This window comes from Chitinophaga oryziterrae, assembly GCF_009758125.1.
GTDB classification, from domain to species: Bacteria; Bacteroidota; Bacteroidia; order Chitinophagales; family Chitinophagaceae; genus Chitinophaga; species Chitinophaga oryziterrae.
In genome coordinates this window covers 1233815-1254939 of the sequence record NZ_WRXO01000001.1, presented here as the reverse complement: position 1 = coordinate 1254939, position 21125 = coordinate 1233815, and the positions used below count along the sequence as shown (strand labels likewise).

The 21125-nt window shown below is 42.9% G+C and carries 21 protein-coding genes; 7 read left to right on the top strand and 14 right to left on the bottom strand.

The features are described from left to right. Positions 1-128 precede the first annotated feature (128 nt). On the bottom strand, positions 129-542 hold the full coding sequence (locus GO495_RS05200; RefSeq protein ID WP_157298610.1) for a BrxA/BrxB family bacilliredoxin: 414 nt from the start codon (positions 540-542) through the stop codon (positions 129-131). Positions 543-772: 230 nt separating this feature from the next. On the opposite strand from GO495_RS05200, the gene GO495_RS05195 reads away from it, so the two are divergent. Further along, positions 773-1234 (top strand): Hsp20/alpha crystallin family protein, encoded by a 462-nt coding sequence (locus GO495_RS05195; RefSeq protein WP_157298609.1) that lies wholly within the window; start codon positions 773-775, stop codon positions 1232-1234. Between the two features lie 284 nt (positions 1235-1518). Further along, on the top strand, positions 1519-2346 hold the full coding sequence (locus tag GO495_RS05190; protein WP_157298608.1) for a hypothetical protein: 828 nt from the start codon (positions 1519-1521) through the stop codon (positions 2344-2346). 346 nt (positions 2347-2692) lie between these two features. On the opposite strand, the gene GO495_RS05185 is transcribed toward GO495_RS05190, so the two are convergent. Together GO495_RS05185 and GO495_RS05180 are read right to left on the bottom strand one after the other, a co-directional pair. Next, positions 2693-4093: a type III PLP-dependent enzyme domain-containing protein gene (locus tag GO495_RS05185; RefSeq protein ID WP_157298607.1), complete on the bottom strand. Its 1401-nt coding sequence runs from the start codon at positions 4091-4093 to the stop codon at positions 2693-2695. 227 nt (positions 4094-4320) lie between these two features. Beyond that, the gene (locus GO495_RS05180) at positions 4321-4953 is read right to left on the bottom strand and encodes a WbqC family protein (protein WP_157298606.1); all 633 of its coding nucleotides are present in this window, start codon (positions 4951-4953) and stop codon (positions 4321-4323) included. A gap of 373 nt (positions 4954-5326) precedes the next feature. Between GO495_RS05180 and GO495_RS05175 the strand changes: the two genes are divergently transcribed. After that, positions 5327-5782, top strand: coding sequence for an LEA/WHy family protein (locus GO495_RS05175; protein WP_157298605.1), 456 nt, complete (start codon positions 5327-5329; stop codon positions 5780-5782). A gap of 101 nt (positions 5783-5883) precedes the next feature. On the opposite strand, the gene GO495_RS05170 is transcribed toward GO495_RS05175, so the two are convergent. After that, positions 5884-6258 carry a heavy-metal-associated domain-containing protein gene (locus tag GO495_RS05170; RefSeq protein ID WP_157298604.1) on the bottom strand — a complete coding sequence of 125 codons (375 nt, stop codon included), beginning with the start codon at positions 6256-6258 and terminating at the stop codon, positions 5884-5886. A gap of 67 nt (positions 6259-6325) precedes the next feature. After that, positions 6326-6970, bottom strand: coding sequence for an orotate phosphoribosyltransferase (gene pyrE, locus GO495_RS05165; RefSeq protein ID WP_089778281.1), 645 nt, complete (start codon positions 6968-6970; stop codon positions 6326-6328). Positions 6971-7063: 93 nt separating this feature from the next. Here pyrE and GO495_RS05160 point away from each other — a divergent pair, with 93 nt between their 5' ends. Beyond that, entirely contained in the window at positions 7064-7690 is a 627-nt protein-coding gene (locus GO495_RS05160; RefSeq protein ID WP_157298603.1) for an NUDIX hydrolase, read from the top strand. Between the two features lie 29 nt (positions 7691-7719). Here the strand turns inward: GO495_RS05160 and GO495_RS05155 are convergent, their stop codons facing one another. The 8 genes from GO495_RS05155 to GO495_RS05120 form a co-directional block, all read right to left on the bottom strand. Further along, the gene (locus GO495_RS05155) at positions 7720-8154 is read right to left on the bottom strand and encodes a hotdog fold thioesterase (protein ID WP_157298602.1); all 435 of its coding nucleotides are present in this window, start codon (positions 8152-8154) and stop codon (positions 7720-7722) included. Beyond that, the gene (gene coaD, locus GO495_RS05150; RefSeq protein ID WP_157298601.1) at positions 8151-8627 is read right to left on the bottom strand and encodes a pantetheine-phosphate adenylyltransferase; all 477 of its coding nucleotides are present in this window, start codon (positions 8625-8627) and stop codon (positions 8151-8153) included. Before coaD ends, GO495_RS05155 begins: the two co-directional genes overlap by 4 nt. Before the next feature lies 1 nt (position 8628). Continuing rightward, positions 8629-9180, bottom strand: coding sequence for an RsmD family RNA methyltransferase (locus GO495_RS05145; RefSeq protein WP_157298600.1), 552 nt, complete (start codon positions 9178-9180; stop codon positions 8629-8631). Next, complete coding sequence (locus GO495_RS05140) at positions 9171-10046, bottom strand: DUF3822 family protein (protein WP_157298599.1); 876 nt, start codon at positions 10044-10046, stop codon at positions 9171-9173. Before GO495_RS05140 ends, GO495_RS05145 begins: the two co-directional genes overlap by 10 nt. Positions 10047-10179: 133 nt before the next feature. After that, positions 10180-10935, bottom strand: a complete 756-nt coding sequence (locus GO495_RS05135; protein ID WP_157298598.1) for a tetratricopeptide repeat protein — start codon at positions 10933-10935, stop codon at positions 10180-10182. 70 nt (positions 10936-11005) lie between these two features. Continuing rightward, positions 11006-11356 (bottom strand): dihydroneopterin aldolase, encoded by a 351-nt coding sequence (locus tag GO495_RS05130; protein ID WP_157298597.1) that lies wholly within the window; start codon positions 11354-11356, stop codon positions 11006-11008. A gap of 77 nt (positions 11357-11433) precedes the next feature. Continuing rightward, positions 11434-12387 carry a thioredoxin-disulfide reductase gene (gene trxB / locus GO495_RS05125; protein ID WP_157298596.1) on the bottom strand — a complete coding sequence of 318 codons (954 nt, stop codon included), beginning with the start codon at positions 12385-12387 and terminating at the stop codon, positions 11434-11436. A 210-nt stretch (positions 12388-12597) separates the two neighbouring features. After that, the gene (locus tag GO495_RS05120; RefSeq protein WP_012793808.1) at positions 12598-13455 is read right to left on the bottom strand and encodes a sigma-70 family RNA polymerase sigma factor; all 858 of its coding nucleotides are present in this window, start codon (positions 13453-13455) and stop codon (positions 12598-12600) included. A gap of 332 nt (positions 13456-13787) precedes the next feature. Here GO495_RS05120 and GO495_RS05115 point away from each other — a divergent pair, with 332 nt between their 5' ends. The 3 genes from GO495_RS05115 (at position 13788) to GO495_RS05105 (ending at position 18272) form a co-directional block, all read left to right on the top strand. Then, positions 13788-14807 (top strand): threonine aldolase family protein, encoded by a 1020-nt coding sequence (locus GO495_RS05115; RefSeq protein ID WP_157298595.1) that lies wholly within the window; start codon positions 13788-13790, stop codon positions 14805-14807. A 281-nt stretch (positions 14808-15088) separates the two neighbouring features. Continuing rightward, positions 15089-17734, top strand: a complete 2646-nt coding sequence (locus GO495_RS05110; protein ID WP_157298594.1) for a valine--tRNA ligase — start codon at positions 15089-15091, stop codon at positions 17732-17734. A 61-nt stretch (positions 17735-17795) separates the two neighbouring features. Then, a complete protein-coding gene (locus GO495_RS05105; RefSeq protein WP_157298593.1) occupies positions 17796-18272 on the top strand; it encodes a hypothetical protein in 477 nt (158 codons plus the stop codon). On the opposite strand, the gene GO495_RS05100 is transcribed toward GO495_RS05105, so the two are convergent. Next, a complete protein-coding gene (locus GO495_RS05100) occupies positions 18269-21067 on the bottom strand; it encodes a hypothetical protein (RefSeq protein WP_157298592.1) in 2799 nt (932 codons plus the stop codon). The two genes, GO495_RS05105 and GO495_RS05100, sit on opposite strands and share 4 nt — an antisense overlap. Positions 21068-21125: the final 58 nt, after the last annotated feature.

Genomic DNA, 21125 nt, shown 5'->3' with positions numbered 1-21125 from the left:
AAAATCAAACCACCAAAGTAAGTTGGAAAAATTACAAATTCCAAATGATATTTATACTTAACGTCAAATGCTTAATACAATAACGTATTCCACGTTCCTGTATTAAGCATTTTCTTATACGTCAGATATTAGCAGTACTGTTCAAAAGCATCTGCCAGGTTAGCCGCGATCATCTGAGCCGGGCGGCCTTCAATCATATGACGCTCAATAAAGTGTACTAACTGTCCGTCTTTAAATAAAGCGATTGCCGGAGAGGACGGAGGGTAAGGTAACAGGTGTGAACGGATCTGCTGAATAGCAGCTAAGTCAAAGCCTGCGAAACTGGTAGTCAGCCTGTCTGGTTTCTTTTCGCTATGTGCTACAGCCAGTAATACTCCCGGACGGGCAGTACCTGCAGAGCAACCACATACAGAATTGATCATTACCAGAGTAGTTCCCTCCTTCTTCAATATCTCGTCAACCTTATCAGATGTCAGCAATTCTTCAAATCCGTTATCTGTTAACTCTGCCTTCATTGGCATTACAAGTTCTGCTGGATACATATTAATACAATTTTTTTGTTCTTAAGTTTTTACAAAGTTAATCAATCAGGGGATAAATAGAAAAACTTGAATGAATATGACTTTCTGTCAACAATTCAAACATGAAAGTGACAAAAAGTCTGTACAAGTTATATGTTTCATAGCAAAATAGCAGGTTTAATGGCATGGTATCCCGTTTGCTTAGTAGTGAGTATCGATAAATTTTCAAAAAACATTAAAAACTTATAATCATGACTTACGTAAAATTCAACAACACTCCGGTAGCAAAATCATTTGGTGGCTTAGTAGAAGAAATCTTTAACGGCGCCAACCTCAACAAGTTTATCAAGGACGATTTTAACACTGCTGATTTCTTCGGCGCTCATCCTCCGGTAAACATTCTTGAAACGAAAGAAGCATATGTTCTTGACCTGTTAGTACCAGGATTAAACAAGGAAGACTTTAAGATCAGCCTGGAAAACAAGGTATTAACTGTTAGTGCTGAGAGAGAAAAAGAAGCAGAAACCAAGGATGAAAACCAGAAACAGATCCGTCGTGAATTCAGTTTCCGCTCATTCAAACGTTCCTTTACCTTAAACGAACAGGTAGATGCTGCTAAGATTCAGGCTAAATACGAGAACGGGATTTTGAAAGTGACCTTATCTAAAAAAGAGAATATACAAGATCCAGTGAAAGCCATCGTGGTAGAATAGGTTGTGACAGAGAAGTGCGGAACGGAAATGTGACAGCGATGTGAGGAGATAATGTGATAAAGATGTGAAGATTGGAAATGTGAAAGGGATGTGAGGTGATAATGTGACAGGGATGTGAAGATTGGAACGTGAAAGTGATGTGAAGAGATGTGATACAGTTGTATATGTCCTTCCCGGGTAAAACCGGGAAGGACTTCTTATTTATACCCCTTTCCATAATTCACACAAACGTTGAACAAGTATCCTGTTTTTATAGAATAATTTGCCATATAACCATAAGGCCTATGCCGCATTTATTTAACAGGATAAGATCATTGACTGTAAAAGTCTATAACGCTGCTGAAAATGCAGTGATAGGCAATGCTTTGCAGTCAATTACCGACAGCCGGGAACACTGTAATTACAAGCTGATATTCGATTATCTGTTCTTCCATATACTGCTTTTAATACCAGAATCCCTGATTTCCCTGTATAACCAAAATACCACGGATTTGCTTTTATTACCAGTTTTCATGATATGTTTATTATCTGGCTTATTACTTCTTAACAAGGGGGTGTCCAATAAAACTGTCAGCATACTGGCAACTTTAACAACGCTGCTCATTCCGATGGTTTCGTCCTTTTTCAATAACCAGGCAACTACGTCCCCTTATATTATGATGTGGTTGTTAAGTATCCTGTTCTGTTTTATTACTACCAACATGGTTACCACTCTTTTAATGGGTGGCCTCGTATGCGGTTACCTTTACCTGGCCGCCTGGTTAAACATACATCATATAATACCTGTACATGTAGTCGAAACAGGTGCCTTTACAGTGCCACTGATGTCCGGACTATTCATCCTGTTCCTTATAAGGGTGCTGGGAGCGCACTACCGTAACATCTTCATCTATGAAGAGAAACTGACCCTGCAGAAGCAGAAACAACACTCTTCTCTTCTTAATCAACATCTTACAAAACAATTCATTATACTGAAAGGACTGTCCCGTTCCGGAAAATCCAAATACCTGGATGGTAATAAGGAACTGCTGGAAGCCTGCCTGGGAGAAATCGAAAAGCAATGCGAAAGTGCGATCGATTACCTGGATGCGGGAAGATTGCCGGAAAACTAACAGGCCCCCCTACACGAGCGTGTGAGGATAAGACCAATACTGTCCTGCCCCAATAGAAAAATTACAACTTTCGGGTATTTCTTAGTTGCTTAAGTCAGGCTACCTTTGAATTATCAAATAAGCCGGTCTTATTGTTCCTATACCGCCTCACCTTTTTGAAGTCTTATTTCCCTATACGAAACGCCATTTATCCCTTTGTCTTATTTTCCTTTTATGCTTTTGATGTAACCTATGCCTAGGAATGGGCTCTTCTGTTATTCGGGGGAGCCTTATTTTTTGCCCTACAGGCAAAAAATAACCTCGCGAGGAGTCGCGAGGTATTTAAGTGGATTACTAACCCATTTTTTTAATAACCCAAAATCTTTAACATGCTCTGGGCGCTCTGTTCCTTGGCATACAGCCAGTCTTTCAGCTGCCCATTCTTGTCATATCCTACAATTACGTGTTTCGGTGATGGGATCAGGCAGTGTTTAATACCGCCATAACCGCTCAACTGGTCCTGATAAGCACCTGTATGGAAGAATCCTATATACAGAGGCTCTTCATGTCCCTGCTGCTTGGGCAAAAACACTGCGTTGATATGCTCTTCTGATGTATAGAAGTCGTACCCGTCACAGGTTAACCCTCCCAGGTGGACCTCCTGGTATTCCTGGTCCCATTTATTAATGGGCAACATCAGGAACTTTTCTCCGATGCCCCAGGTATCCGGTAAAGTGGTGATAAACGAACTGTCTATCATATACCAGATCTCCCTGTCGTTCTGCATCTTTTCTCCAACCACACTATATATTACCGCACCGCTTTCGCCTACGGTAAAGGAACCGAACTCTGTATAAATATCAGGTACCGGCACTTTATTCTTCTTACACATGCTTTTGATGTTGGCTACAATCTCATTTACGATATAATTGTAGTCATAGTCAAAACCAAGGGAGTGTTTAATCGGGAATCCACCCCCAACATTTATACTATCCAGCTCCGGACAAATCTTCTTCAGCTGGCAGTAAAGGTTGATCACCCTGTTAAACTGGCTCCAATAATAGATATCATCTTTGATACCTTTATTCATAAAGAAGTGAAGCATTTTCAGCTCGAACTTCTCGTTGCCTTTGATCTTGTCCACATAAAACTCCAGTACATCACGGGAAGGAACACCCAGGCGGGAAGTATAAAAATCAAAGCTAGGTTCTTCTTCCGCTGCGATACGCAAACCGAGTTTTACCTTTTCTTTTGACCGGACAAACTTCTTATAGTCTTCCAGTTCTTCCCTGTTATCCAGTACCGGAATTACATTCTTAAACCCGGTGTTGATCAATTTTGAAATTGCACGGGTGTAAGGTTTTGTCTTATAACCGTTACAGATAATCTTCGTCTCTTTATTGATCTTCTTACGCTCATATAACTTATTGATAATATCAATGTCATATGCAAAGGATGTTTCAATATGAACGCCATGCTTGAGTGTCTCCTCCATTATAAAGGAGAAGTGTGAACTCTTGGTACAATAGCAGTAATAATAATTGCCTTCGTACTTGTTCTTCTTAATTGCATCCTGGAACATCTTCTTGGCCTTATTTACCTGCATCCCGATCTTTGGGAGGTAAGTTAGCTTGAAAGGTGTGCCGTACTTGTCAATCAATGCCTTGATATTCAAATCATTGAATTCAAGGTAGTTGTTCTTTACATCAAAGCCTTCCTGCGGAAACTCAAAGGTTTGATTAACGAGATCTGTGTAGGTGCTGTTCATTTAAAACCCGGGAAAAATTTTAGGATTAGAAAAAGCAATCACAACCCTCGCTGGAAAACTCCTGGTTTACACACCTACGTCAGTTCGGAACCCAGCAAAATTGGTTGCAAAGCTAAATATTTTGTCCTATTGAGGGGACAAAAATTTCTACTTTTTTTTAAACGGTTAGATATTAGCTTAATTCACTCCTTATCAATACATTAACGACTTTTACATATCGTCAATTTCTATAATTTAAGTAACTCCAGACTGCGTCTTCCCTCACAGAAAATAAGGTCCAGGATACTCAGATTTGGCATAAAACCCACCCTTTCCTGGAAAACCTGGGTATAAACAGGGCCGGTATCCCCCGGAATGGTCTCAGACGGAGACATGGTATCTCTTAAATCGGTAATTCCCGGATCGGGTTCCTTATTATATGTATCTGTAAAAGCTACCGGATGACTTAACCCAATTACATTATTGGCCCATTCAAAACATGCCATGTTCCAGTCGAGCAGAAACTCAGCAGGCTGTTCATATAATTTTCCCAGCGACTCTTCATGATATTCGAACCAGGGAGAACGACGGTAAGCAGATACCAAAGTCTTCCAATGTTGTCCCTGCCATTTTTCTTCATTGCTGATTCTCACATCCTTCATGACCGTCCGCTGGTTTTTTCCTCTGGCCAGAGGAACACTCAAAAGAATGCGTCCGTTTGGTCCGGCTATATAACAGCGATTACGAAAACTCAGCTTCTGATAGTGTTCATATCTTTCTATCAATAATATATCGAGGTTAATTAAAGTTTTATAATAGGTAATATTTGGAAAGTATTGAGATTCAATTAGTAATGTTGATTTTGTAGTATCAACTGCCATATCGTCTAAATTTAGTGGTTATTATGTAAATACAGGTGTTCTGAACCATTGTATCAGTTATGATTAATTACTTAACAATTAATTGTAAGTAACTGTAAAACAATTCATAGAACAATTTAAAATATGCTATCCTTTTTAGCAATCCATGCTATAAAACCAAAAGATAATCCGCCGCAAATTTACTAAACTATTTAGTACCTTTTTTGTTCATTTTCAACAGGTTTTGCACTTAAAGCAAAATGTTAAGTAGAGGACTTTTATCTCAGCAGTAATACACCAGCCCTGGTTAAAACTTTCATAATTCACCCATCCTCTTTTTGAGATCTATATACTTTCATGTAGGTTTGAGAAAATATCACTTAGATCATTTGTCATGAAATATATCAGACTGAGCATTTTTATTTTGGCTATCTGGGGAATGGCCGCTTCCTGCGAAAAAGTGAAGGACCTCCAATTTGTGAGAGTAGCAGGATTTAAAGTCGGCAACCTCGGCTTTTCAAAAAGCATCGTTGAGATGACCTTATCTTATTATAACCCCAACAGTTTTAACCTGAAACTCAAAGATGCCAACTTTGATCTTTTCTTCGACGATACCCAGGTAGGTCATTCCGTCCAGGACACAATGATCTATATTCCGGCAAAGGACACTTTTTACTTTCCGGTAAAACTGGAGATCAATATGGAGAATGTGTTCAAAAATGCCCTTGGCGCTTTCATGAATAAAGAGGTAACTATTAAGGCAACAGGAAATTGTAAGGTGGGTAAAGGAGGGGTGTTTTTACCTTTCCCTATAAAATGTGAGACAAAGCAACCGTTGAATTTCTTTTGACAAAAGTATAAAAATCAAAGATTTATTTTTGACGGGCATATATAAAAAATCCCCCTGATTTAAAACCAGGGGGATTTTTTTATATATGTCCGTCTTTGGATTTAGTGCTTTTTCTTATCTTCTCCACCACCATCTTCCGGCTTCTTACAGCAGGTCGGTAACTTGGCATAAGACTCTTCGTTTGCCTTTACGTTATCAGCATCATAGCCCGCATTTGCGATAGCCGTTTTCACATTCTCGATGTTGGTACGGTCACTGAAAAACTTCACGGTAGTAATACCATGTTTGTAATCCACCTTGGAAGAAGCGACGCCCTCTTCTGTTAACAGATACCTTTCAATACGACTCTTACACTGTTCGCATTGTACAGTCGGGGTACTGATCTTTGCAGTTACCATAGTACCCTTTTTTGCCTGGGCCATAGTAACACCTACACCCACAAATAATAATACCATTACAAGTTTGATGATACGCATAACTTACTTTTTGTAATTCTAATATAATAAATACCTTTCAATTGATAATCTCCTTTATGAAGAACGGTTATACCGTCTGTAAATTCCATTTATCCGGAGCGCTTCTCCAGGCTTCCAGCGTAGCAAGCTCTGATTCAGAAACTACCCCTTTCTCTACTGCCAGCTCAATTAACGCGCTGTAATTGCTGAGAGAGTAGAAAGTGACGCCTGCTGCTTCAAATGCTTTTACGGCTACATCAAATCCATAGTTAAAGATGGATACCATTCCCACTACTTCTCCACCTGCTGCCCTGATAGCCGCTACGGCTTCCAGGCTGCTCTTACCCGTAGAGATCAGGTCTTCCACTACAACAACAGGCTGGCCTGGCTGTAATACCCCTTCTATGAGGTTTCCCATGCCATGCTCTTTTGCTTTGGCGCGTACATAGATAAATGGCAGCTTCAGCTGATCTGCCACCAGGGCCCCCAAAGGGATACCACCTGTAGCCACCCCGGCAATCACTGCCGCATCCGGGAATGTCTCAAATACCACATTGCACAACTCAGACTTTACATAGTCACGCACATACGGGAACGACAATATCTTACGGTTATCGCAATAAATAGGTGATTTCCACCCGGAAGCCCAGGTAAAGGGTTCTGCCGGACGCAGCTTTACTGCCTGTATCTGAAGTAGCTTCTCTGCTATCTGTTTTTCGCTGATCTTACTCATATATGGCAAAAGTACTTATTTCGGAATTATGTTTTACGCTCCTCCCGATAAAGAGTTAATCTGGAATTATTGATGAAACAGTAATTTTGCAGCATGCAAAAAGACTCAATTATATATCTCAACGAAAGGCCATTGGTCATAGTGCCTACTCACCAGGCTATTCCCAATAAATATAAAGACGCGGTTTTATATACCCTCCCGGACCAGGTAACAATAGAAAGTACACTCCAGGCATTGGAAACAGATAAATTACCGGCGGCCATCTTCATCAATCCGGATACTGATGCGATGTTGGATACAGTGAAAAGCTATTTTAACATATTAGTGGCAGCAGGTGGTCTGATCACCAACCAGGAGGAAGAAATATTGCTGATGTTCCGCCGTGGTAAATGGGACCTCCCCAAAGGGAAACAGGATGAAGGAGAAAACCTGGAAGCATGTGCCTTACGTGAAGTAGAAGAAGAAACAGGTTTGCATAGCATCACCCTGGAACATAAAATCACCGAAACCTTACATTTTTATACCTACAAGGAAAAGAAAATCCTGAAGCATACGTACTGGTATAAAATGAAGTTTACCGGAACAGAACTCACCATTCCACAGATAGAAGAAGATATTGTTGATATTCAGTGGGTAAAACCGGAAAACCTCAGCAAGTACCTGAAATTCTCTTATCAGAACATTACAGATGTATTTGAAAAAGAGGGTTATCCTGTATAAATAACCGGTAACGGAGATCCCGGTCTCCGTTATTCTTTTTTATCTCTTATTGCTACTGTCAGGCGACTGATACAAACCAGTTTGTTATGTTCATCGCAGATACGGATATCCCATACATGGGTAGTAGATCCTATATGTAAAGGCCGGGCAATGGCATGTACATATCCGTCCTTCACCCCTTTTATGTGGTTGGCATTAATATCCAGGCCCACACAGATCTGTTTCGTGGAATCAATAATCAGGGATGAACCAACACTGCCTACCGTTTCTGCCAGTGCAACTGAAGCGCCTCCATGCAATAACCCATAAGGCTGACGGGTAAGGTCATTTACCGGCATAATCATACGCAGGTAATCAGGTCCTATTTCCGTAAACTCCATGCCCAGTGCAGCAGACATGGTATTTTTACCAGTGTCATTGAGTTGGTCCAGGGAAACATTCAGTGAGTGCCAGATTGGTTTCATATTGTTGATTTGATGCTGTTTAACACTTTCTCAGGTAGTAGCTGTGACGCATCTCCTCCGTAACGCAGCACATCCCGTACCAGTGAAGAAGCAATAGTAGAATATTTTGGGGTACAACTTAAAAAAATTGTTTCAACCTTGCTATCCATCATGCGGTTCACATCAGCAATCGCTTTCTCGTATTCGAAATCAGCAATGCCCCGGATACCTCTTAAAATGAAGCGCGCGTTGATCTCTTTACAGAAGTTGATAGTAAGCCCTTCGTAGGTAACTACTTTTACTTTGGGCGAATGACTGTAAATATCTTTAATCCACCGGATGCGTTGTTCTACCGGGAACATAGGCGTTTTAGTAGAATTGGTACCAATGCCTACTACCAGTTCGTCGAATAAATCCAATGCGCGGTCTATCACATCTGTGTGCCCCAATGTAATAGGGTCAAATGTGCCGGGAAATAAACAAATACGTTCCATATTATTTCTTCAGTTCTTCCCTGTTAATGAAAATAGAAAAGATGGTTGAGCCATAGTTCCGCTCACTGCGGTAATAAGAATGTTTCTTAAAATCCATATTCCGGGTATGTTCTATGACGAACCATCCTTCCGGCGGTAGCAGTTCCCGCTCAAAAACAAGCTGCGGTACTTTGTCCAGTGTTGGCATTCCGTAAGGCGGATCTGCAAAGATGAAGTCAAATTTCTCGGTACACTGTCCCAGGAAGCTGAACACATCCATTCTTTGCACCTTGATCTGGAAATCCATTTCGGCAGCTGTCTTTTTGATAAACGCTGCCATGTCTGCATCTTTTTCTACCGCAGTAATATCGGTGGCGCCTCTGGAAGCCAGTTCATAACTGATACTTCCGGTACCGGCGAAGAGGTCCAGTATTTTAAGGGAAGGAATATCAAGATTATTTTCGATGATATTGAATACTCCTTCTTTGGCAAGATCTGTAGTCGGACGGGTATGCGGCATATTAGCCGGTGGCTGAAAGCGCAATCCTCCTTTATCTCCTGCTATTATACGCATAATGCGAGTGCATATAAATTGTTGAAATAATAAGCGGGGATCTCCTGCATTTTATTGATATAACCAAAACCGGGCAAACGCTGCATCCATTCCACTTTAGGAATGAAACGGTGTAATTCTTCGTAGATCTGGGAATCCGCAGTAACGGCCCCTCCTACTTTTACCTTGGCGTATTGCTCATTTAAACCGGTTTGCCGCAGGGCATTGATCAGATGATATACTACATCCAGACCATTCTGACAGGCGATTTCCTGCTGCGACAGCAGTTGTCCTAACTTATATACAGTGAGCGTAAACTTATGTTGCTGGATATCGATAAAGGCTACGCCGTTAATATCGCGGTAGTCGTTATCGAAAGAGTATGATTTCAGTAAGGCAGTGTTGACGTGTAATGTATTGTCGGTAGCAAATTCCTTGCGCAGGTAACCCAGCAGGTCTTTATCTACGGCGTAGATATTTACCATCTGCTGTTCATGCATGATGTCTGCAAGAATGACCTCCTGCGTTTTCTCCGGGTAGATCAGCTCCAGGTAATCCTTTTTCAGAGAAGGATTATAATGCTTTTCAGGCACGATAGTCGTATCTCCTCCATCGAAGGCCAGGTATACTGCTTTGAAATGTGTGAATAACAGTTTGTCGGCATCAAATACCTGCTCTATCATCTCCAGTTCTGCCGTCGCTCCTTTCTGCGTCTGAAACCGGTAAGATTTCAGCGCCATGAACTTTTTGGCAACCGGATTATAGACTACGTAACTGAAAACGCCTTTCCCCGTAAGTACCAGCAGCTGACAGGTAGTAAGGTCTGTTTCCAGTAAGGAAGAATCATCCACTGCAAAGGCAGGATGTATGTTATATGTAACAGACATTATTAATACATTAGATATGGCACAATAATAACTAAAAATAGTGACTTTGGGGCGAGTCCCTTGTTATTCCGGCCGTTACAGGGCGTTTTACCTGCAATGGAGTTGCTTCTTATGCTGATTTATCCCCCCTGTATTATTCTAATCCTTCCAGCATCTTTTTACACTGGGATTTGAGATCTGCATCATCCTGATATATACTTCTCAGTGATACGGCCTTCTTCAGGACTTCTATCGTTTTGTCCTGCTCGTCATTCTCCTTGTAGGCCCTGGCCAGTTCCAGGTAGTTCAATACGAAGGAAGGGTCCAGCTTGCGGCACTTCTCATAATTGCTGATAGCTGAGGCAAGAGAGCCATCCGGCAGACCACCGAACAACATTTTGGCTGCTGCCTTTTCAAAAGTATTGAGGTTGGCGACTTCATAGTTCCACTTCCCTAATACATGATAGGCCTTGGCATAGTTGGGATTGAACTTGATGGCCAGCTCCGCGTATTTCTTTACTTCCTTTGAGGCCGCTACCTTCTCTTTAGCACCGGCGATCAAGGCTTTACGTCCCATCGCCACGGCCATTACATAGTTGGCATCAGCATTCTCGGGAGCCAGTTTAATGGCTTCTTCTGCATATGCCTTTGCTTCATCGTAATTACGGACCTTCTCATCACTATCTTTCTGACGGTAGCCTTCGCGGGAACAAAGTTCACTGGCGCCAATCAGGGCTGTAAGGTTATCCGGCTGAATCCTGATGGCATCTTTGTAACGGGCAAGCGCAACGCCTTCATTCATTTGTTTTTCAAGCTGTTTGGCCTGTTCTACCAGTTCATCAGCTGTTTGCGCATACAAAACACCGGAAAATAACAGCAGATAAGCAAAGGCCAATACGTTTTTTAACATAGGGTGGAGTTTCTATATATATTAAAAATACTAATTTAATACCAACAATGGCATACCGGCCATCACTACTTTAGTAATTTTTTTCTAATGACACCACCGAATTACGTACGGAAGCACCCATAGGAGGGTTCATTTTGCGTAAAGAAACATTGGATTTCTGTACTTCGGGATATTTTAGTTTGATAGCATCGGTGATGGCATAGACCACCTGTTCCAGCAGCGGCTGGGGTACTGCCATGATCTGTTCTACAATGGTAAAGATGCCCTGGTAGTTGACGGTTTCTCTGATACTGTCTATATGCGTAGTACCGGGAATAGTAACATATACATCGATAATGAAATCATTGCCGATAACTCGCTCTTCAGGATATAATCCGTGAAAAGCTCTGAAATGAACGTGTTCTAAACCGATTGTTAACATACAAATGAGATTCAATAAGTAAGGGATACCCAAAGATGGAAGTCTTTGGATATCCCTGCAATATAATATCTGATCACTTAATTATGATGTCCCTTGGCAGACAGGTAACGTTCTGCATCCAGGGCGGCCATACAGCCACTACCTGCGGCAGTTACTGCCTGACGATAGATCTTATCCTGTACATCTCCACATGCAAACACCCCTTCCAGGCTTGTACGGGAAGAACCTGGTACTGTTTTAATATAACCCTGTTCATCCAGTTCCAGTACATCTTTAAAGATGTCTGAATTTGGCTGGTGACCAATTGCCACAAAGAAAGCGCTTACCGGTATGATAGTTTCTTCCTCTGTTTTATTGTTGAAGAGTTTCACGGCTTCCACCTTGTTCTCGCCCAATACTTCCAGGGTTTCAGAGTTCCAGTAAACCATGATATTGGTCGTCTTCAGTACACGGTCCTGCATGATCATAGACGCCCGCATTTCATGACGGCGAACTACCATATGCACGTTGTTACACATCTTGGACAGGTACAATGCTTCTTCAGCAGCAGTATCTCCGGCTCCCACGATCACCACGTCCTTACCACGGAAAAAGAATCCGTCGCACACCGCGCAGGCAGAAACGCCGCTACCGTTCAAACGTTGTTCAGAAGGCAGTCCAAGCCATTTGGCAGAAGCGCCTGTAGCGATGATCACGGCATCTGCAGTCATCACTTTTGTTTCGTCTATTGTTATTTTATATGGCTGGCTGCTGAAGTCTACAGAAGTGGCAAGGCCAAAACGTATATCAGCACCCATGCGGGTCGCCTGTTTTTCGAAATCCACCATCATTTCCGGTCCCTGCACCCCTTCCGGGTATCCTGGATAATTCTCTACCTCTGTAGTAATGGTCAGTTGTCCACCCGGTTGTATTCCCTGGTAAAGCACCGGTTTCAGGTTAGCCCTGGCTGCATAAATGGCAGCGGTATAACCTGCCGGTCCGGAACCTATGATCAATAAATGCACATGCTCCTGCTGTTGGTTAGTTTCCATACTTCCTATGTAATATTAATAAGGTATAAAAATTCATATAGCGCCTGCAAAAATACGCATCCGCTATATATAAAAAACACCGGCCATAAAATTTACAGCCGGTGCATTTATAGACATAATAGATTTTAGATGTAGTTGGCAAACCTTCAGATCAGACAACGTATGGATAACGTTTCAAACAGCTCTGTAATTTGCTTCGTCCAGGACCTATTATCCCAGGTAAGATTTTAATGCACCGCTATAGCGGGCTTTCTGCAATCTCTTAATAGCGCGTTCTTTGATCTGACGAATCCTTTCCTTTGTCAGATCATATTTCTGCCCAATTTGTTCGATCGTAGCACCGTTTTCACCATCCAGACCAAAATACGCATTCACGATTTCAGCTTCGCGGGGACTGAGGGATTTCAGTACTCTGCGGATCTCTTCACGCAATGAATCACGCATTACATCATCATCAGTAATATCACCACCTTCCAGTAAATCTCCCATGGCTACATCTTCCGCTTCGTGTACCGGAGCATCTAATGACATGTGACGGGTATTACTCTGAAAAATATTATTGATCTCTGATTCAGACATTTCCAGGATTTCCGCTAACTCTTCAGTAGAAGGTTCTCTTTCATTTTCCTGCTCAAACGCCATATAGGCTTTATTAGCCTTATTATAGGTTCCAATTTTATTTTGAGGCAGACGAACCAGACGGCCCTGCTCTGCTAAAGCCTGCAGAATAGATTGACGAATCCACCACACTGCATAAGAAATGAATTTGAAACCTTTGGTTTCATCGAAACGTTGCGCAGCTTTAATCAAACCTAAATTGCCCTCATTTATAAGGTCGCTGAGGCTAAGCCCCTGGTGCTGATATTGCTTTGCTACGGATACAACGAAACGGAGGTTACCTGTAGTTAAACGTTCAAGAGCCTTTTGGTCACCCATTTTAATGCGTTGCGCCAATACGGTCTCTTCTTCAGGGGTTAACAAAGGGATCTTTGAAATCTCCTGCAGGTATTTTTCTACCGCCTGCGAATCACGGTTAGTGATCTGGGTGGCAATTTTAAGTTGCCTCATATTGAAAGTTTATTAGTTTACTAAATTTAATAACGTTGGAAAGAATTATTTTGTTGAAAAACTTTTAATATTTATCTTACAAACTATTCCTACTCTCCAATATTATCGTTCTAACAAATTAGCCTGCAAAGATCGTGCTAATAGCCCATACTGCCAAATATCTTCACAAACCTTTTCATTCTAGTAACAAAGTACTCTATATAAACGAAATTTTATAGCCCTTTATTAGGTTATTCGAATGCTTTAAATAAATTTTAACAATTGATAAGTAATCACATTCAAATTAATAACTTCACTAATTTATTGTTCAATACATTGCAAATTTTTCAAGGATGACGATCGATTTCAGGAGTGATACTTTTACCCGTCCCACCACCGGCATGATGCAGGCTATGACCAATGCAGCCACCGGAGATGATGTATTCGGGGAAGATCCAAGCGTTAACAGACTGGAAGCCATGATGGCAGATTATTTTGGCAAAGAGGCAGCCTTATACTGCCCTTCCGGCACGATGAGCAACCAGATAGCCATTAAAGTACACACCCAGCCGGGTGATGAAGTGATCTGTAGCAGCCTTGCCCACGTGTATATTTACGAAGGTGGCGGCATCGCTTTTAACGCCGGCGCCCAGGTACGCGCCATCGAAGGCGAACGTGGTATGATCACCGCCGAACAGGTGGCAGCTGCCATCAATCCCGACGATGTACACAAAGCCAGCACCTCACTGGTATGCCTGGAAAATACTTCCAACCGTGGTGGTGGCTGTATGTATGATATCGAAGAAATTAAAAGGATCAAAACCGTTTGCCAGGATAATCATCTCAAATTACACCTGGATGGCGCCAGGCTCTTTAACGCCCTGGTGGCGGGAGGAGACAATCCAAAGATCTATGGAAAACTGTTCGATAGTATCTCTGTTTGCCTGAATAAAGGCATGGGTTGCCCTATGGGTTCCGTACTGTTAGGCAGTGCTGCCTATATCAAAGCTGCCCGCCGTATCCGTAAAAAATTAGGTGGTGGATTACGCCAGGCTGGCTTTATGGCAGCCACTGGCATTTACGCCATGGAACATCATATTGCCAGATTGGCAGAAGACCACTATCATGCTAAACAGATTGCTAAAGCCCTGCTGGAGAAGTCTTTCATCGGACATATGCTGCCGGTAGAAACCAATATCCTCATCTTTGAGGTATTAGGCGACTGGACCCCTAAGTTCTTTGCTGATTACCTGAAAAAGCATGATATACTGGTGATGCCGATTTCAGAAAACCAGGTGAGGATAGTGACACACCTCGACGTGACACCTGCCATGATAGAAAAAACATGCGCCGCCATTGCAGAAATGCAATAGTACCGCTGATATAACTTTAAAACCCCTCTGCAGCAATTGCTACAGAGGGGCTTTTTATTTTTGGGGTTAGATCACCTGGATGAAGTTATTTATCTACTTCATACTGAATGCTTCGGTTAATCTTTAACAATACTAATCTAACAACTCCCCCTCTTGTACGCAACCGGGAATGCATTTCCGGTGTGCTTTCTTTAATATCCGGCGGCTTTGAGAGGAAAACTGTCGGTATGATCGGTTATTCTCTTATTTTTGCAGACTTATTTAAATGATATACCGCAAGCATGGAACTCTCTAAAAATTATACACCTGCTGCTATTGAAGGCAAATGGTACCAGTATTGGATGGATAATGGCTATTTCCGGAGTAAACCGGACAACCGTCCTCCTTTTACCATTGTAATCCCTCCACCTAACGTTACGGGAGTACTGCACATGGGACATACCCTGAATGAAACCGTACAGGATATCTTAGTACGCCGCGCACGTATGACAGGCTTCAATGCCTGCTGGGTGCCCGGATCAGACCATGCGTCCATTGCTACAGAAGCCAAAGTAGTGAACATGCTCAAAACGGAAAAAGGGATTGAGAAATCCCAGCTTACCCGCGATGAGTTCCTTAAATATGCCTTTGAATGGAAAGATAAATACGGTGGTATTATCTATAACCAGATCAAGAAACTGGGATGTTCCTGCGACTGGGACCGTGTTACCTTCACCATGGATGATCATTACTATAAAGCCGTTATCAAGGTATTCAACGACCTCTATAATAAAGGCCTCATCTACCGCGGCGCAAGGATGATCAACTGGGACCCGAAAGCGAAAACGGCCCTGAGCGATGAAGAAGTACAGTACAAAGATGTACAGGGTAAACTCTATTACGTAAAGTATGCCATCGCTGATTCTGAAGACCAGCTCACCGGCGATTATATCACCATCGCTACACAACGTCCTGAAACCATCATGGGCGACAGCGCTATCTGCGTAAACCCTGATGATGAACGTTACCAGCACCTGGTTGGCCATTACGCCATCGTTCCACTGGTGAACCGCCGCATCCCTTTCATCTTCGATACTTATGTTGATAAGGAATTTGGTACCGGTGCGCTGAAAGTAACACCTGCACACGATATCAATGACTATAACCTGGGTCTGAAACACAACCTGGAAATAATAGATACACTGAACGACGATGGTACCCTCAGCACTGCTGCGGGCGTATTCATCGGTATGGACCGCTTCGCGGCCCGTAAGAAAGTGATTGCTACACTGAAAGAACAGGAACTCCTGGATAAAGAACAGGAATACACTACCCGCGTAGGTTACAGCGAACGTAACCCGGACACTGTCGTGGAACCCCGCATCAGTACACAGTGGTTCGTGAAGATGGCGGAGCTCACCAAACCGGCGCTGGACGCAGTAGTGAATGGTGATGTGAATATCCATCCCGGCGACCGCTTCCTGGCTACCTACAAGTACTGGATGGAAAACGTGAAGGACTGGTGTATCTCCCGTCAGCTCTGGTGGGGACAGCGCATTCCTTCCTATTATGCACCGGATGGTACTTTCGAAGTGGCAGAAAGCATAGAAGAAGCAGTGGCGCAGTTTAAAGCCAAAGGCGTAATGCTGGAAGCTGCCGACCTGCGTCAGGACGAAGATTGCCTGGATACCTGGTTCTCTTCCTGGTTATGGCCAATGGAAGTATTCAACGGTATTTCCCAGCCTGATAATGAAGACATTAACTACTATTATCCAACGTCCGTACTCGTTACCGGACAGGATATTATCTTCTTCTGGGTGGCGCGTATGATCATGGCGGGTGAGGAATACAAAAAAGTAAAACCTTTCAGTGATGTATACTTCACCGGTATGGTACGCGATAAGCTGGGCCGTAAGATGAGTAAACAGCTGAACAACTCTCCCGATCTGCTGGAACTCATAGAAAAATTTGGCGCTGATGCTGTACGCTTCGGTATCCTGATCTCCTCTCCTGCCGGTAATGACCTGCTGTTTGATGAGGCATCCCTGGAACAGGGCCGTTTTTTCTGTAACAAGATCTGGAATGCCCTGAAACTGGTGAAGATGTGGGAAGAACGTGGCACTATTGCCAACGCACCGGATGCAAATCATTTTGCTGTTGAGTGGTTCGAAAACAGATTGAATGAAGTACAGGCACAGGTAGCAGAACTGTTCAAAGACTTTAAATTAAGCGAAGCGCTTAAAACTATATACAGCCTGGTTTGGGATGATTTCTGCAGCTGGTACCTGGAATGGGTGAAGCCTGGTTTTGAACAGCCAATCGACGCTGCCATCTATCAGAAAACTGTTTACTTCTTTGAACAACTGATGCAACTGCTGCATCCGTTCATGCCATTTGCTACAGAAGAGATCTACCAGTTGTTACAGACACGTACTGCCGGCGATGACCTGATCGTGAAACAATTCACCACTCCTGCTGCTACCAATGCAGACATCCTGTTACAGGGTGCACTGGCTAAAGAGGTAATCAGCAGCATCCGTGATGCACGTAACAAACACCAGCTGAAACCAAAAGATGAAATAGGTGTATATATTGATACTATACAGGAAGATGTATTCAAACTGATTGAAGATACACTCTCCAAACAGGTGAATGCAAAATCCATTACCTACACTAAAACACCAGTTGCCGATTGTATTAACATCGTAGTACAGCAGGATAAGTTCTACCTGGAAACAGAAATAGTACTGGACCCTGTGGCACAGAAAGAAGAATTACTGAAAGAACTGACCTACCAGCAGGGATTTTTGGTATCTGTAGAGAAGAAGCTTGGTAACGAACGTTTTGTGCAGAATGCCAAACCGGAAGTTGTTGAAGCTGAACAGAAAAAGAAAGCTGATGCAGAGGCCAAAATAGCTGCCATTACGGAAAGTTTAAAATCACTATAATTTTCAGCATCGCCCGGACGTTAACTATTCCGGGCGATGTTTTTTATATCCCATTTGTACTATGCGGAAATATTATTTACTATCCGGACTTTTTGTTGTTTTAGGCACCATGCCGTTGTATGCACAATCAGGCAAGTCCAAAAAACCGGCCACAACTGCTGCTAAAACAACCACTTTGCGGTTCCGCAGCACCTGGGGGATATTCCTCAGCGATACCCTGCCACGCCCGGAATTATTAAAATTGCTCGACTCTGCACTTGTAGTAAGGGATGAAAAGAATAACAAATACCCTGTTGTATCCTTCGACTTTACTTATGAGAAAAAGGAACCTTACCTGAATGATACCACCGGTAAACCAGGCATTTATACTGAATTTGTAGGAGATAGTTTTGATGGGGACAAGCTCTCCCCTCTCTGGGTTGCCCGCATTAAAGAGACATTGTCGAAAGGAGAAGTTCTCTATTTCGACAATATCACGGTACGTTATACCGGCGATAAATTATACCGGGCCCCGAAGCTGAAATTTAAAGTGAATTAGTAACTGAATAACTGCTGAAGCGGTATGATAAATTCTATACGCTGCTTCGCATTATCCGAAGGGTCCTGATCAAATAAATGGCTGAAACGTACGCCGAAACTAAAGGGCAGTATGTTGCCAATCTTCGTATCAAAGAACATTTCTGCACCCGCAGAACTATACCGGTTATTGATCTTATCGATATAATCATACGCCCTGCTGTAATCGTAGAACACATTCCCTCTTATTCTCATAATGTATAACATCTGCGCAAAGCCCCAGTCGGGGTACGCAATAGGGAAATGATAGTTAGCGCCCAGCTTATAAACATGTGCATAGAAAGGTGTGTTATATCCCCTCGCATACACGAAGTTATCCGAGAAAGAATACCTGCGCATGGTATCCCTTTGCTGATAAGAAGCGTTTAACACAATACTGTGATTAGGAGAAAATCCCGGCAGGTAAAGATCCAGTCTGGTGAAGAACTGTTCCGAATATACACTGCTTAAAGAATGACTGTATTGCGCTACGAAATACTGACCAAAGTGAGAGAAGATATTCTGCTGCCCCTTGATGCGGAAATTGGTGAATACAAATGTATTACCCAGGTACTGTAAGGTAGGGTTGGTGAACTTGAAGTTCCCCCGCGGATATCTGTCCAGGTAATGGTAAGTAGATGTGAGTGACATCGTACGTCCATACAGACCGGAAGAGATATTCAGCGGGATGGTGATCCCTGCATGTACATCTGTTTCATCCCAATATAAACGTCCCCTGTTACGGAATAGATCCGAGCGGTTGAACGTATAGGAAGCCCCCGCCTGCAAATACGGGAACCAGCCACCAAAGATCATATTAGCGCTTAAAGCGGAACTTCCTTCATTGCGGTTATACGCATAGCCGATACTGGTACTGGTAGTATTCAGGATGTTATTACCAATTAAAGAGAGGCTATATGTTGGATCATAAAAAGAAGGTATCCAGCTGTGAAACTTAAAGAACTGGAATGTTTGCGGATACTTCTTTACAGGAAAAAGATCATGTGGCGTTTTAGCGAGTATGCTGCCACCTTCCTGCAAATCAGGTCGCAGCCAGGCACTATGATAATTACGGCCGGTATCTATGGATTCCCATGACTGTGGCGTCTCGTAGAGTTTATATCCTTTGCTGGTAAAACCGGTATATACTACTTCCTGTGTGGCAGGATCTATGGCCGCATGCAGTACACCGTTCGCGTTTTTAGTCACCTGATACACTTTCTTATCCGACTGCGTTATGGCATATACGTTATCTACATCTTTATAAGCAGCGGTATAATAAACAGTATCATGTTGTACTTCCGGAATACCCAGTACTGTGTATTTAAAAGGTGTAAGCTGTTCTGTTTCTCCTGTTGTTACAGACTGGCGGATCATAGCCATTTGTCCCTGCTGGTTACGAACGTTACTGATGATGTATTGTTCATCCGCAGAGAACTTTGGATAGGTGTAATACCAGTTGTTGGGATTGGGTAAAGTCGTTTGTACTTTACCGGTTTCTCCATCCAGCAGTTGTAAACTAAACTGTTGGGAAGGAAGTGTCAATACCGCTACGATACGTTTCCCGTCTGCAGTAATATCCGGAGAGAAATACCTTGTACCATGGGTGATGGTTCTGCTATGTCCTGTGGCCGTATTATACAGGCGGATGATGGAATAGTCTTTCCATGACCAACGGGGATGGTAACGGGCCTCTGTCCATATGATCCTGCCATTGCGGTAACTGAAATAGTCGTCAAAGTTAATGCCCGGGCGGGTAATGAGTTTTTGTTTACCACTGCTGTCTAAGAGGAAAAACCCCGGGACTTTGTTATAAGCATCTTTGTAGACGATCCATTCTCCGGCCTTTACGGCGTAAACGTATTTATAGTTGGTAACGGTTTTAGCTATTGGTATTAACAGCTTTCCGGGTACGCTGTTTTCTGCAGCATAGTTGTTCCAGACAGGCTGATACTCCTGTAGCATGGCCTGATAGAAAGCGGTAATATTTTTACCGGTACGTCTTTTCAGGCTCTGGGAGAAGGGGTAGAATAATCCTTTATAACGCACAGCATCTGTGGTAACGTCTTTCCAGAAGGTACGACCGTAATGTTCCCGTCCGTAAACGCTCATCAGATAACCAAGGTTATAATGATTGGGCATATAATCTACATAAGAACCGTTGCGGATCTTCATGTAACTATAGTTCTTTTTCTCCAAAGAGAAGGCCCTGAACCCATCGAAAAAAGATGGCAGTCGTCCTCTTCCCTGTGGACTGAGGGCTGTTTCCATGGTAACGGCATCTCCTTCCCAGAACCAGTTAGGGACAGCTATATTGGTTACTGCAGCCTGTCCCATTTCACCCAGTACATACGAGGCTACTTTGGATACTCCCTGCCGGAAATTACTGTTTTGTAGTACATGGCGGTATTCATGCACGGCCAGCTGTTCTTCCCAGTTCAGTGATCCCAGGTCTGTAGATGATGGTGGTGGTGTAAGATAAAATTCTGAGCGAAAAGGCCCCAGTTGTACATATCCGTTAGATTCCAGCGTCTGGTTCTGTAATACGATGTTTACCTTCTTTTGCAGGTCACCTATAGACGGGCGTGTATACCTGTTGATGTATTGTACAAGGTTTGCCACCCGTTGCCCCTGTGCTTCCAGGCCTTTTGGAAAGATAATGCGAACGGTATCGGTATTGATCTGGTTCCATTTCATGGACGGAGGATTACCACCAAACGTCTGTGCGAGTATGGTTGCAGGGAATAGTACCAGGAGGAGACACGTTAAAGCTCTCATAACTTTGCTGTAGGTATAAACAAACAATATACGCAAATAATGCAGAACGCTTTATGCA